Raw genomic sequence first — 13,477 nt, 5'->3', positions numbered from 1 at the left:
CTTTTAGTACCCGGATGCCTGACGATCATGATTGATTTTATTTTTTTCGATATATGCGTTGTAAATTTCAATAGCCGAAAACCCAAGTGCTGCACCTAAGTACGCCAAGTCATTCATCAAGGTCATGTAGTGTGCTGCAGTCCATAATTTGTTTTCATATAAATCGTTAAACACATCGATAATTTCCGTTTTTGTATTTCCTTTGCTATTACGTACTACAAAGGCATCGATATATTTATTCCATTCACGCTCTAATCCAATCGATAAAGCAAAGTGAAGTGCATCAACAAATTCGTCTAATAACGGATTGTAGTACTCCTTATCTTCTTCCATCATTTGACCCTTGTTACGTACATCTTTTGTAATTGGCTTGTTATTTTCACTCCAAAACTTATGACCGCGCCACACATGAAGTAACTCACTTAACTCGTCACGAAATGATAATTTCTTTTCTTGAAACAAGGGCACGTTTTGCAAGCTACGTTTTTCCACAATCTTGTTATCCAGGTCCTTTTGAAGCTGGAATAAATGAATGATGTTCATTGTTTTGCACGCTCCCCTTTTTTAAACAAATCTATAAAACTTCTCACCATTCTTTCTACACTGGCACCAGTTAAGGAATTAACAAAGGGTGCAGTTTCTGCAAATTTTAAAGAGTCCTTTTCAGGTATTCCCGCACAAATCAACTTTTCTTTTACAGCTTCAATGATTTTTACTCTTTTCTCGTTCTTACTATTGAACTGAGCCTCCACGACCTTTACAGCCTCATCCTTATAGCAACCATGCTTTTCCATGTAGTAATACACTTCTTTCCAGAACTCGTTGTCTTTTACTACAGTCATCTCAATCGCCCCCTTCTTATCTAACAATTAGAAAACTAACAATGACCGCTACCAACATATAAGAAACAAATAACGAAATAGACTTTTTACGTGAATTTTTAATCTGTTCCCGTAATTCGTTATTTTCTTTCAATACACGTTTTGCGTAATTGTCTTTCACTTTCACCTGAGACTTGTATAAGTCAACTTCTAACTGTAAATCACGATTCTCTTGCATCACATCTTTTAATTGTTGCTCCGAATTGTCCAAGTACACTACCGCCTTTCGTAGCTCACCTTTTGCTACTTTCCTTTTTTGCCTAACCATTTCACGTTTTAATTTTTCTAGTTTCCGATCACTTTTCCGATTTTCGTACCCCTTCCCTTGCTGTCTACCACCCACAATCGCACATCCTTCCTACAGCTTTTTATTTTCTTAAATGCTCTAAAAATAGTTCATTAAAATTCTCGTTTTCTAGTTCTTCCAATCGCTTGTGTACACGTTCTAAACGTACTGGCCCCAAACCTAAGACCTCTTTTACTGCACGTAATGCTAATGTTCGGCCATCTTTATACGATAAAAGGGATACTTGCTGCACTTCACCTCTGTGAAAACTTTGCCGCTCCCTTGTTTTCTTTCTCTCACGTTCACTCGCCCGGCGTTGTTGACGGTTCAAGGCGTTCATCGTCTTCCCTCCATTTTTTAAAGCAACTGCTAAATAACAATTCTGCGTATGGATCTTGTGGTACTGGGTCTAACACACCAGTCTTTTTATCTTTTCTTAATGAGCTTACTACCCAAACCATGTTGTACGGTTCTCCGGCAATGCTTCCCACAATTCTTGCTGGTTTTACACGTGGTAATGCTGTTGCATGACGCTTTGTAAATAATGATTTCCGCGGTCCTTCTCCTCTTCCCACATGCTATTCCTCCCTTTGTTTAAGCCAGGACTCAACACTCATTTTCTCGCCCCATCGATAACCTACACTTCCTTCTGCCTCAATCGGAACTGGAAATCCTGGTACTGGAGGTTGCTCCATAACTTGTTTAATTTGTTTTTCTACTGCAACTACAATTTCCGGATCATCATCTATTTCAAAAATGATTTCATCGTGAATTTGTGCAATCATATCGGCACTTCCATGAGAAAGTACGCCTTCTTGTTTACCAATAGATTCATAAATTTCATTTTGTACTTTCTTCATAATGTCAGCGGCACTTCCTTGTACTGGTGTATTCGCTGCTTGTCTTTCAGCTGAGCCACGATCTCTTCTATTCGCACTATTAATGCCAGGTAGTAATCTCATATATCCATAAATCGTTTGTACATAGCCTTGCTCCCGTGCTTCTAAAACAATCTTGCGTTGATACTCTGGTATGCGTTTGTACGCTGTTTTAACGGCATTCACAATCTGTGCACATTCATCTAATGTTTTACGAATCATGTATTTCGTTTTAAATGTGAACTGTAGAGCGTGTTCCGTACCGCCATAAGAGATACCGAAGTTTCCCGCCTTGGCATCTGTACGTTCTTTCTTTACAATTTCAGCCTCAGACTTTCCAGTCATTACAGATGCGGTTCTACGGTGCATATCGCCACCTGTGTTAAATAACTCAATCATGACCTCATCGCCTGATTTCCATGCCATTAAGCGAAGCTCGAACCCTGAGAAGTCAATGAAGAATAATATCTTTCCTGGTTTAGGTACAAAGAAGTTTCTTATCTTAAACTCATCATTATCTGGTCTCGGTACGTTTTGTCCGTTCGGATTAAAGCTGTTTAAGCGTCCTGTTTCCGTAAATGGGCTGTATCCTGCATGGATCCGTCCACTCATAAAGTTCAAGTACTTTTCACGTCCTATGATGTGCGAAGAAAGTAATGTCGTGTATTTTTGTATTTTCTTTAGCTGGTCAATAACTTCTAGTGCCTGTTCTTTATAAGGATGCGGTTCACGTTTTGCGATACGAATCGCTCCGCGTTCTAGCTTATCTAAAGTAGGATCCTTTTCTGGATCGATATTTTCCCAATTTTCAGGTAATGAAACACCGAGGTATTTTTCCTCGTCGATATCGTTCAGCTTGTTTTCAAGCATAAATGCCATATCGATAAGCGCCTCTTGATCAAGACTCGCGCCTGTTTTTCCATATTTGGCAATTGGTATTTTTAAGTAATCAAACATTAAGCTTTTCACTTCGTTCGTTTTACCTGATTTACCGGTATTTATATCAATCTTGAACGTTTCTTTCGCGATTTGTTTAATACGTTCAGCCGCTTGCTCTTGCATAATTTCTGCTTCTTGTTTCTTTTGTGTTGCAAGGTTTGGATCCCAATTCATCCCCCAATATTCCATAAGGCCGATAACACGTGTGAATGGCATTTCAATCTTATGAAGCCATTCCTCATATCGCGGAATTTGAGCTGCAATTTGAGACCAATATTCGTAATGCTGCACTGCATAATCCGAGTCTTCAGCTGAGTAAAGCAGCCCTTCACCTTTACTCGCATCAATTTCGTCAAAGAAATTGACCCTGTATTTCTTTAATAGGGCTGAAAAGTCGTTCATCGTTACACCAAAAATGTGTTTCGTAGCTGGTTTTAAACCCCATCCGCTTGTAGGTTTTTTCGGGTTATTAATCTTTTGAGGTGCTGCGATTTGTAAACACCGTACCCACATAATCAATGGATCTGCCACTTTTCCTAAAATGTATTTACTGTACTTCGCTGCATATTTCGTTTCAAAAGACAAATTGACCGCAATCTTTAATACCTTTTCATTTTTAAATAGGTATTCATCAAGCAAATCTAGAACCAATTTCCTAGCTTCATCTCTATCCATACTTGGTTCAAATACTTGGCCAACTTTATGTGAGATTGGAACAACTCTTGACTCGTGTGCTGCCGCTGACAGCGATACCGTACAAATTTCACCTTTCCACGGATCCAATGGTGTCTTTAAATACGCTTTTTCTAAGCTCTCACTTCGGCTTTCCGCTTCTTTATCATCGATAATCCCTGTAGTACGTGCTTCTTCTATATCTTCAAACGCCTTTTTATAATGCACTCTAATTTCTTTACTTGCTGCAGTCTCCCAGTCGAATCCTACTTTACCTGTTTGTATACAACGTTCTAAGTATTTCTTTAACTCTGAGACTGTAAGAATCGCTTTATAATCTTTCACTTGCTGCGGTTCCACTTTTGGCCAAACAATATTGAATTGTCCCGGCTTTTTCTTTTTTTCCATCTCTACCGCTAACTTTGATTCTTTTACCGGTACCTGTTTTTTACTACTTGCTAATGTTTTAGGTCTTCCGAATAAACTTCCGAGTTTCATATTTTCACTTCCAGTCATCTTTGTAGTGCTTGTCCATATAATTAGTAGTACTCATCTTGTATATGGTCAAAGAGTCCTTTCTTCATGCAATACGCAATGTATGCATTAAAGCGTGGCGTTTTTCGATAGCCACCACTTGTTAAAAGGATCATCCTCATTTTCGCTAATTGATTTACGATTGCTTTCGCTTCTTCTTTATCGATAGACAGCATTGCCTCAACATCACCAAGTCGTAAATACTTCTGCTGAGCGAACAGTTTGATAAACTCGTAGAATTTCATTTCGCCTGTTAACGTATCGATTTTCTTAAGATCTGCCGTAAACTTCTGGTATCTTTCTTCTGTCATTTCTTCCTCTTTTATTGCTAAACGAGCATAGTAATTTAAGCCGCAACCTGGAGCATTGTATAAAGCTTTTAAATACTCCCCAATAAACTCAACGTGTCCCGGCCAAACTTGAATTCTTTCACCTGATTCATCAACTGAATGTGTAAGTGCTGCAAGCGCTACTGCTAAACGAGCTACTTTATTCCGCTGATCTGAAGGAGAAACAAGTGGTATGTCATTCGCATTTCCATATACTTTTGCAAGGTCTGTCGCAACTTCCAGTACTTTATCAATCGTACCGTCTGTAAATAGCACGTCCTCTGGCTTACGTGACCAAGCATATAAGATGTTATTTTTCAAAGTATCCTTCTGTATAATCGATGGATACGTAGCAAGCGTTTGGTTGTACAACTCAGGATCCACATCACTCGCTCTCATAAAAACTGCAAAGTCAAAACGACGTATATCCTCGTTATTGAAAATATCTTTTAAACTTTCTGCGCCTTGAGAGTAATCAGCAAGTCGTTTCCCTTTCGGTACGTTCCCTGACATAATGACACGTACACGGCAAGGAGTTTCAGCTGTTACAGCTCGTTTAACTTCTAACTTCCCGTCAGAACGTGCAAGTGTCATTTCACCATAATCATCTTTCGTAATACCTGTATCTTCATCAATCCAAATCATTTCTTTATCAGCTAACGGCCACGCACCCCAAACGATGTACCATGCACCTTGAGCACCTGACTGTTCCATCTTGTACGTTAGACCTGTACGAGACGTACTTTCTGCATTCACTCGTGTTCCAAGTCCTGCATATTTCATTACTTTTTCAATGAGGGCGGACTTACCAGTACCTGTATCACCTACTATTTTTAATTCCACCCAACCACGTAACGGATTTAAATCCCACGGTACCTTAAAGCGAAGGACACTATGAAGTGTTAACAATACTGCAAGTAGCGTTTCATCGCGTTCTACGATGTGTGTTACGTTGTACGTTAAATCGTTACAAATAGCTCCTAACTTTTGTTCAATCGATTCTGCTGTATAATCTGCCGGCTGAAATGTTGCTAAATCTTCTTTCACTTGTTCATTTAGCTCAAAACTTTCAACCACATCCTGAAGCGGTACCGCACTCTTTACAAGTAGTGTTGACTCCTGATTCTTTGGATGTGGGTATACATAACCTGTTAATTCGTAGTACTTATTCTCACTTACGTTTAGTCCATTTACGGCGTACACTTTTCGTAGTACATAATTCCCTTTATGCTGCTCTTGTTTTTCGTCGTCTTCTTCAGCCATTGGGATTACAAGTAACTCTTCCACGTTCATGTTCTCTAAAATATCCGTATTGTATTTCGGGCAATTCGGTATGCCTGATATTTCTCGTAAAATACCTTTTATGTTATCGTCACCTACACCCGTCATTTGAATAACTTCCCGATCACTTACACCTAGGTCTTTGTATCCTGTATGCGTATGGATGTCGTATAGAGGGCAATGTACCTTTTTACAACTTTCCCTGCCCCAGCAATGGTACTCAATGTTTTTCGGAATGATGTAAGGCGTATGTTTTTTACCCGCAACCATGACACGCGTTTTTACAAGCTTTCCAGTAAGGTCTGCGTTACCCGTTTCTGCTAAATGTAGCAGCTTTGCGTTTTCCTCTTCTTCCGCATTCTTCTTAATGCAGTGGCACATATCACCGGCACACGCTACACGTTCATAATCTTTGCTTCCTGGTTTCTTTTCGCCATGTAGTGAACGAATAAACGCACAACCAAATTTGTATGTATTATCACCGCTGTATACCGCATCTATCACACTTCTAGTATTTGCAACACGTTGTTGCTTACCATACTCGTTATCCTCAGAAGTGAACTTAAGTACCCACTCCTCTAGTTCTTTCAACGTTTCTTCTCTCGTGTAGCCAGCGTCTTTGAAGTAACATGCAAGCTGTACTGTTGCTTGGTTTCGGTCACCGTCTTTTTTCCAGCCACCATTTAAAATATCGACGACACATGCCGGCGGTTTGTCTTTCTTAAATTGGAATTCTTCTTTCGTATACTTACGAGCACTCGTTGCCGCAGCTTGTTCATATTCTTCTGTCTTATTTATTAGTAAATACCCTGTACGAGGTCTGTATTTCATCGCCTTTTTACGTTCTTCTGCCGTATAAGGTAGATCGTCAGCATGTCTTGGTGATTTCGCTAAATCTTTAATCTCTTCCAGCTTTAATTTGTTTAACTCATTTACACTAATTTCTGTTTTAAATAGGTTTGTTTTTTGATGCATACTGTTCGGTAAACGAATCATCCGCTTTTCTGTATACACCACAAGGTCTAGTGACGTGAGTCCTAGTCTATGTACTAAGTACCCAGCCATATGTTTGAAGATTTTATGAAGGTCGTTTCTCGGTTCAATACCGAGCGCATCGGAGCTTATTAAGATGTGGAATCCTTTTGATCCAGAAAAGTAAATCCACATATCCGATTCACGAATGTCCATTTCTTTCGTAAAAAATTCCACCAGCTTTATTGCATCCTTTTGGCTGACTGATGGGTCTTCCGCATGGTCAAGGTCAAAATATAAGGGAGCAATAAATGCCTCCCCCTTTACTTTTGTGTCGTTCGCAAATCGTTGAACTGTAGCAAAGCAATTGAAATTGAATGCCTCTCCCGTTTGGAATTGCTTCACTTCAGAGGAAGGGATTCGTTTCCACGGAATGCTTCTACCGTTCTGATTGCTGTACCATGCGTCTACATATTGATACTCACTTGTTTTATCTTTCTTTTTTGCCATTTGTAGACGCCCTCCTTAATTATTCTGAAGCTTGTTCTGTTTCTTCTACGTTAATTCCGTAATCTTCTGGTTTAAATACACCAACAGGTTGGAAGTCGATACCGATCCATTGGTTACTAGCGTTTGTACGACTTTTACGTTCTGTTGTTACTAAGCGTGTAACAATTTTATTGACACCTAATTTAGACGGAACACCTAGAGCTTTATATTTCCCTGTATACACATTCATCGCAAAACGCCCGAAAATAATTGTGTCTGTTGGGCTAAAGCTCATTAAGTAGATACGAGGGAAGTCTTCTGGGCTTAACGTTGATACTGGAACAACTGACGCCATATAGCGAAGTTGAATATCATCTAATTCATAACGTTCTTCTGCTTGAGGGTTTTCAGCTAGCCATTGATTGAATACAACTTCCGCATCTTCTTTTGTTTTTTCCGCCACGATCAACTGACCATCTTCAGGAGAATCCTGTTTCCCCCATACAGACCAACGTTGCTCACCGTATCCGATTACTACATCAATATTGTCACCGTACATTACATTTTCATCATCTTTTTCTACGAAATTCCCTTTCTTGTTAACTGTTAACCACTCGCCCATACGGACAAAATCCATATCAAGACCGTTATTCGCTTCAACGAATCCCTGCTTTGTTTCTTCTAAAATTGCTGAAATATAATTGCTGCCATCGTTTCTTTTCGCCACCGCGTTATTTTGTACCACTACTTCATTTTGATTTGTTTCTTGTGTCATTATTTTTTCCTCCCGCGCCCCTGTAGGCCATGTTTTTTCCATGCTTTTCGTTTTGCTTGGCTTTTCTTTTTTCGATAGGTTACTTTTCTGTTATACGAAATCTCGTAATCTTTCGAATCGTATTCTGGAACCTCAACTATTATCGGGATTCCTCGTTGAAGAGATAAACTTTTACCGGATCCTCTTGCAAACACCCTTATCACTTTTTTAACAATTTTTTGACCTGTTTCTTTCAAACCCACTTACTTCACCTCTTTCGTTGAAGCAATTAGTTCTGTGATTTCATAAAGCGCACCCACATATTCGTACTTTTCCATCGTTATCACCCCTTTCACCAAGGCATATCATTTAAGAAGTCAGCCACTGTATCGCGTTCTGTTTTCGGCTTTCTTGGTACCGTTAACCCGATTCTGCTGTATACTTTCCTACGGCTGTGATATTGGTCCTTAAATACTCCAACATTGTAGTCAACGTAATCGAACCAGTATGCTTCTTTATCCGGATTGTTCCGATCTGGACGCATGATACGCCCAATTTCTTGCTCTACTGATGAACCACTATTACTCTCACGGGAGTCACCACGTTTCGGCATTACCATGTGACCAACTACTAAATGCTGCATGTCCAGTCCTTCACGCGCTAACTGAGTGGCAAACAAAATATCTACTTCTTTTCGGTCGCAAGCTTCTAAAATGTCTTTACGTTGTTGTTTTGTTACTTGCCATTCGCGAATTTCTTTTTCTGAATACTGAGCAACCTTTACCTGCCAACCGTACTTACCTTGCTTTTTATCTACCGCATGACCACTATTGATAAGCTGCTGTGCATGTTTTTCGCTTTTTGCTTTTCTCCAGGTATAACGACTAATACCCCCGTGTACTACAGCTGTTCTAACATCGATACCGAATCTTGCTTTTGCCATTCGGTTTACGAGTTCTTCAAGTACGAAACAGTAGCGAACTGATTCTGTTATAACAATGGATGGCCCTAAACTTGCAGACTCAACAATATTCTCAGCAACTAACTTCGCACGCTTTTTATCAGAAATGAGGTGCCTTATTAGGTCTGTATAATCGAGATCTTCTCCACCAGCATCTACACTATCAATCTCGTTACGGTTACTTGCCGTCTCGTAATTGAACTCGGTATATACGAATTTCACTGTCGGTTTTATCAGTCTCCCAGCTTCATACATTCCGTCTCTGCTAATCTCATACACTTTTGGACCTACACCGTTGTACATATAGATTTCTAATCCATCTTTTCGGGAAGGTGTTGCGGTGAGACCGATCACATTTTCAGCCGTTAACTTCCCAGCCGTTTCAATGAATTGTATTGCTGGAAAGTGATGGGCTTCATCCACTACTACCGTCCCGATAAAATCATTTAATGCATCGATTATTTGTGGATTTCGCTGCAAGGTTTGTACTGTAGCAACGATTAGTTTACCGTCTCCCCAGTCATGTACGCCGTCACCGAAAAATCCGATACGACCGATATCAGGCATTGTAGCCTTAGCTCGCTTTGCGGATTGATACATTAAGTCTTTTGTATGCGTAAGCCATAATGCTGCTTTACCCTTTTCGTAAATGTAGCGCATGCCCATTACGGTTTTACCTGAACCAGCCGGTGCTACACCTATTCCGTTTTCTTGCATAAGTGCTTCAACCATCGGTGTCTGGTCCTCTTTTAATACAAACCCGTCATCCCATTCCCCGAAACTAACATCTCGGCCATATGAAATCTGTGAGGTAATAACTTTACTTGGGTCGTAACCTAAGTTTTTCAGTACCTCTTCTAGCTTTGACAAGAAACCTCGAGGCGTAACAATATCGCCTCTGTCATGTACAAACAATTCAAGTTTTGCTTGTACCCCCCATGTAGGTCTACGTTGTTTTTTTGCTTTCAAATACGCTGGATTATCAAATGTTAGCGCCTTAGTAATTGCTGCCTTAAGAGGTGTACTAGCACCTCTTATTCGGATGTTGTGTTTTACAAAGATTTGTAGCAAGTGAGCACCCCCGATAGATCGTAAGAAGGTTCGTGGTATGTAAGTCTTGGAAGTGGTACACAGGGAACCGTCTGATTTTGAAATTCCTCAAGTTTTATGTGGTTCACATTACGTTTTTTCATATGAATAAGAGCTGTAATAAGTCTGAATGCGTAAGCCTCGTCAAGCCCCTTACTATCGTTTAGAAAACTGATAAACACTAAACCTAAATTTCTATCAATAATTTGATCAAAATCCCGTAATCCGATAATCTGATTCGGTCTCATATAATCTAGTGAAAATCTACGACTCTCTGTACGTTTCATTTCAGCTAATATATTTACTTCAGGTGTTATTACAATCTCGTCACCTGGACGAGTTGCACCTGCACCATCTGCAATTCTCATGCGCCATACATTCGGAATTTCTCTCCAGCTTCTTCTGATTTCGGCTTGGAAATCATCCCCACGTTGCTGACGTTCACGCTGTTTATTTCTCATTGCTGTTTGTTTTGGATCCATAGCAACCTCCTATGCCAAAAACTTCAGTAGATTCGCTTGTACATAAGCTTTTGCTTTTACAAGATCCGCTGATTCTTTAGCTGTTTCCCAAGCATCTTTTGTTTGATAAATTTTGATATCGATGGACGCTAACTCTTGCTCTACGTCTGTAAGTAGTTGACGTTCTTCTTTGCTGTAATGCAGGCGGTACGCATCACGTAACGTATCATTCGTGAGAGCCACTTTTTGATCATTCACATAAGCGTATTGGTTACGTCCCTCACCTTGAATTTGCATAAATGCCTCTGCTTCTTTCAGCTCTACTGCAGTTTTCAGCTTCACTTTTTGCTTAATTAGATCTGCTTTTTTTCCATAAGCTTCTTCACGTGCTTTACCTTTTTCAAGAACATCCTGTACTGCAGCATCAATTTGTTGTAAGGATGCTTGTAATTCAAGTGGATCTAATACTCGAACATAGTCAGTCGGTACTTTCTTACCTAAAATTTTTGTTGCCGCTGCAAGTAGCTTTTCTTTCCCATGCTCCTCTTGTAAACTACGAATTTGATTATTTAATTCAGTCATTTTCTGGTCCCACCTCACATTGAATTTTTGGTAGTTCTACTACTAACTTTTTAAGCGTCACGTGCTCTTTAACAATTGAGTCAATTGTTATGTTCATCGTTTCTACTCGATCATGTTCCTCTTTGTTGTAACCAGCTACACTTATCATCAACGGTGAAAACTCTATTACTACAGCATTCCAATCATGTTTATTATTACTATAGTTAGGGCGTCTAAACGGGTTACCACTTGTGACCTGTACCGCCGTGCCTTCGCCTAGTTCATTCTCATCAAACTGCGGTTTGTTTACAATCATGTTCGTAATCCCTCCTTTGCTTCCGCTATTTTCGTTAACGCTATTTCTACTACATCCGGATTAATACTTTCTGTCTCAGCAATACTCTCAACAATCGTATTAATATCGACTAGCACATCTTCCCCTGTTTCCGTTTGAATTAATGAGGCAAACTCTTCCATCGCATACGCTCGTTTCTTCTCAGCTTCAATCCGGCTACGGTCAAGTACTTCTTCACCAGGTTTTGCACTTTGAAGCGGAATCCGTTCTAAATCAAAAACACCTGGTGATTTTACATCGATAAGAAGAACTTGTATTGGTCTATTAATCTCAGCTTCCGAAGCCGATAAACGTGTGATACTTCCGATATTCGCAAACACTTTTCCATCCGAACGCTCGTAAACACCAAAACCTGTATGATCGTGGCCACACAAAACCAAATCCGCATCTGTTTTTACATCTTGTACTTTTGTGTACCGATCAAAAGGTGGATCATGGTCAAGTAACATACCGTGAGCTACATGTATTTTAGTTGACTCATAATCTTCAGTAACTTCTGGTGAATAACCATAACCAGCTTTATCAATTTGATCACTGTACGGTGTAAATGTTAACTGGACGTGATTACCGTCTTGGTGAAACATATGAGCTTGCCCAGGATCATTAATGACTGTAAGCTGCGGGACGATTAACTCCAGTACTCTAAGGCTTGTTCGTTCATACGTTGCAAGATTGTAGCCGTAAATATCGTGATTACCAGCTGTTGTATAAATTGGAACTGGACTCTCTTTCAATACCTTTGCGAATTCTAGTAACACGCTTGTCGTAACCTCAGGCCTATCAAACGTATCCCCAGGTTGTATAATTGCTGTCACACCTTTGTATTTAGCTAGTGCGAAAATCTCACGGAACTTCGCAATTAAAGCCTCTTTGTAGTTATCCTTACGATTACGAGGGTTTGTACCTCGTATATGTGGATCACCGAAATATAGAAACTTCATACTCTCACCTCTGCTTTTTCGTGCTTCGCGTAACGTTGTATCTAAAGTAATTCCACCTTCAACAATGTGGTGCATCAGTGAAGGTTACTTGATTCTTTTTTCTTGATAACTTGTTTTGTGATTTCACCTGTCTCAGCATCTAACGTCAAATCATCTTTACCGTTAACACCCAATTCAGAATGAATGTCAGCCCATACTGCATCGCGCCATTCCTCTAATCCTTTTGTTGCATTTTCTAATTTCTTTTTATATTTTTCTTTAATTGGTTCAAGTTCAGCCTTTAATTCCTTAGCTACTACTTCCTTAATAGCTTCCGTTTCTTTACGAATTCTACGTAACTCGCGTACTTGTTCTTCAGTTGCTTTACCTACAACTTCCTCTGTCACTTCTACACCTGCTACCGTTGCAGCTAATTCTTTTACAAAGCACTTAATACACATATCCAAATCCCCCTTTCTATAAAGCAGTTACTATGCTTTTTCCTTGTTTTTGAGTCACACCAAGTGCTACGTCACCTATCTCAGCTAAATGAGTACTGTGCGTAATTAAAATGATTTGACGTTTAAATTTCGTACTATACTCCTTCAAGAAATACGCCACATTTGGTGCGTATTCTTGACTCACGTGCTTTCCAACCTCATCTAAGAATAACGGTCCTCTTACACCACTAATTTCTCCAACAGCCAATCTGAGCGCTAAACTAACTACGTCTGCTACACCACCACCGCGATCATAATCAGGTGGCTTTAATTGTGTCCGTACATCCTCAGACTGTAGCCAATACTCTGCTACCGGTTGATTACCTTTTACGGCAATTTCAATTTCGAATCTGTAGTCTTTATCGAATACAACTGTAAGAGCTGACGTAACAATTTCTTCTATACGACGTTTTGCTTGCTGCCTTGCATAATCACTTGTCTTTTGGAGAAGAATTTGTACTAAATCAAACTCCCCAAGTTGCTCCTCAGCTTTTGCTTTTCTTGCTTCTGCGCTTTTTTGTTGCTTAACTAACAAATCACGTTGACCGATTTTCATTTTCAATTTATCGCTTGCCTGACGGATATCCGCTCTTGCTTTTAGAAGCTCGTACATAA

The 13,477-nt window shown here is 39.8% G+C and carries 16 protein-coding genes; all 16 read right to left on the bottom strand.

Annotated elements, in window-relative coordinates; genetic code table 11:
• Nucleotides 1-3 precede the first annotated feature (3 nt).
• The 16 genes from D1166_RS12005 to D1166_RS11935 all read right to left on the bottom strand — a co-directional run bounded on the left by D1166_RS12005 (nt 4) and on the right by D1166_RS11935 (nt 13,475).
• The gene (locus D1166_RS12005; RefSeq protein WP_118043320.1) at nt 4-543 is read right to left on the bottom strand and encodes a dUTP diphosphatase; all 540 of its coding nucleotides are present in this window, start codon (nt 541-543) and stop codon (nt 4-6) included.
• A complete protein-coding gene (locus D1166_RS12000; RefSeq protein ID WP_000219343.1) occupies nt 540-842 on the bottom strand; it encodes a hypothetical protein in 303 nt (100 codons plus the stop codon). Before D1166_RS12000 ends, D1166_RS12005 begins: the two co-directional genes overlap by 4 nt.
• Nucleotides 843-858: 16 nt before the next feature.
• Nucleotides 859-1,224 (bottom strand): hypothetical protein, encoded by a 366-nt coding sequence (locus D1166_RS11995; RefSeq protein WP_118043319.1) that lies wholly within the window; start codon nt 1,222-1,224, stop codon nt 859-861.
• A 25-nt stretch (nt 1,225-1,249) separates the two neighbouring features.
• Nucleotides 1,250-1,507 carry a hypothetical protein gene (locus D1166_RS31065; protein WP_133300463.1) on the bottom strand — a complete coding sequence of 86 codons (258 nt, stop codon included), beginning with the start codon at nt 1,505-1,507 and terminating at the stop codon, nt 1,250-1,252.
• A complete protein-coding gene (locus tag D1166_RS11990; RefSeq protein ID WP_000532406.1) occupies nt 1,470-1,742 on the bottom strand; it encodes a hypothetical protein in 273 nt (90 codons plus the stop codon). Before D1166_RS11990 ends, D1166_RS31065 begins: the two co-directional genes overlap by 38 nt.
• A 3-nt stretch (nt 1,743-1,745) precedes the next feature.
• Nucleotides 1,746-4,172 carry a bifunctional 3'-5' exonuclease/DNA polymerase gene (locus D1166_RS11985; protein WP_118043318.1) on the bottom strand — a complete coding sequence of 809 codons (2,427 nt, stop codon included), beginning with the start codon at nt 4,170-4,172 and terminating at the stop codon, nt 1,746-1,748.
• Between the two features lie 23 nt (nt 4,173-4,195).
• Nucleotides 4,196-7,282 carry a DNA primase small subunit domain-containing protein gene (locus D1166_RS11980; RefSeq protein WP_118043317.1) on the bottom strand — a complete coding sequence of 1,029 codons (3,087 nt, stop codon included), beginning with the start codon at nt 7,280-7,282 and terminating at the stop codon, nt 4,196-4,198.
• Between the two features lie 19 nt (nt 7,283-7,301).
• Nucleotides 7,302-8,036, bottom strand: coding sequence for a hypothetical protein (locus tag D1166_RS11975; RefSeq protein WP_000191309.1), 735 nt, complete (start codon nt 8,034-8,036; stop codon nt 7,302-7,304).
• Nucleotides 8,036-8,278, bottom strand: a complete 243-nt coding sequence (locus tag D1166_RS11970) for a hypothetical protein (protein WP_000523222.1) — start codon at nt 8,276-8,278, stop codon at nt 8,036-8,038. The genes D1166_RS11975 and D1166_RS11970 overlap by 1 nt, the downstream gene beginning before the upstream one ends.
• An 89-nt stretch (nt 8,279-8,367) precedes the next feature.
• Nucleotides 8,368-9,945: a DEAD/DEAH box helicase gene (locus tag D1166_RS11965; RefSeq protein WP_118043329.1), complete on the bottom strand. Its 1,578-nt coding sequence runs from the start codon at nt 9,943-9,945 to the stop codon at nt 8,368-8,370.
• Between the two features lie 83 nt (nt 9,946-10,028).
• Nucleotides 10,029-10,547: a M48 family metalloprotease gene (locus tag D1166_RS11960; RefSeq protein WP_044797241.1), complete on the bottom strand. Its 519-nt coding sequence runs from the start codon at nt 10,545-10,547 to the stop codon at nt 10,029-10,031.
• 9 nt (nt 10,548-10,556) lie between these two features.
• Entirely contained in the window at nt 10,557-11,108 is a 552-nt protein-coding gene (locus D1166_RS11955; RefSeq protein ID WP_118043316.1) for a hypothetical protein, read from the bottom strand.
• Nucleotides 11,101-11,403, bottom strand: a complete 303-nt coding sequence (locus tag D1166_RS11950) for a hypothetical protein (RefSeq protein WP_000636793.1) — start codon at nt 11,401-11,403, stop codon at nt 11,101-11,103. The genes D1166_RS11955 and D1166_RS11950 overlap by 8 nt, the downstream gene beginning before the upstream one ends.
• A complete protein-coding gene (locus D1166_RS11945) occupies nt 11,400-12,458 on the bottom strand; it encodes a metallophosphoesterase family protein (RefSeq protein ID WP_000546453.1) in 1,059 nt (352 codons plus the stop codon). Before D1166_RS11945 ends, D1166_RS11950 begins: the two co-directional genes overlap by 4 nt.
• Nucleotides 12,458-12,823 carry a hypothetical protein gene (locus tag D1166_RS11940; RefSeq protein WP_118043315.1) on the bottom strand — a complete coding sequence of 122 codons (366 nt, stop codon included), beginning with the start codon at nt 12,821-12,823 and terminating at the stop codon, nt 12,458-12,460. The genes D1166_RS11945 and D1166_RS11940 overlap by 1 nt, the downstream gene beginning before the upstream one ends.
• 16 nt (nt 12,824-12,839) lie before the next feature.
• On the bottom strand, nt 12,840-13,475 hold the full coding sequence (locus tag D1166_RS11935; RefSeq protein WP_000273132.1) for a chromosome segregation ATPase: 636 nt from the start codon (nt 13,473-13,475) through the stop codon (nt 12,840-12,842).
• Nucleotides 13,476-13,477: the final 2 nt, after the last annotated feature.

The sequence above is a fragment of the Bacillus sp. ISO11 genome (assembly GCF_003458115.1).
In the GTDB taxonomy this organism is placed as follows: domain Bacteria; phylum Bacillota; class Bacilli; order Bacillales; family Bacillaceae_G; genus Bacillus_A; species Bacillus_A cereus.
The sequence above is the reverse complement of the archived record's forward strand: the minus strand, read 5'-3'. Positions and strand labels throughout refer to the sequence as shown.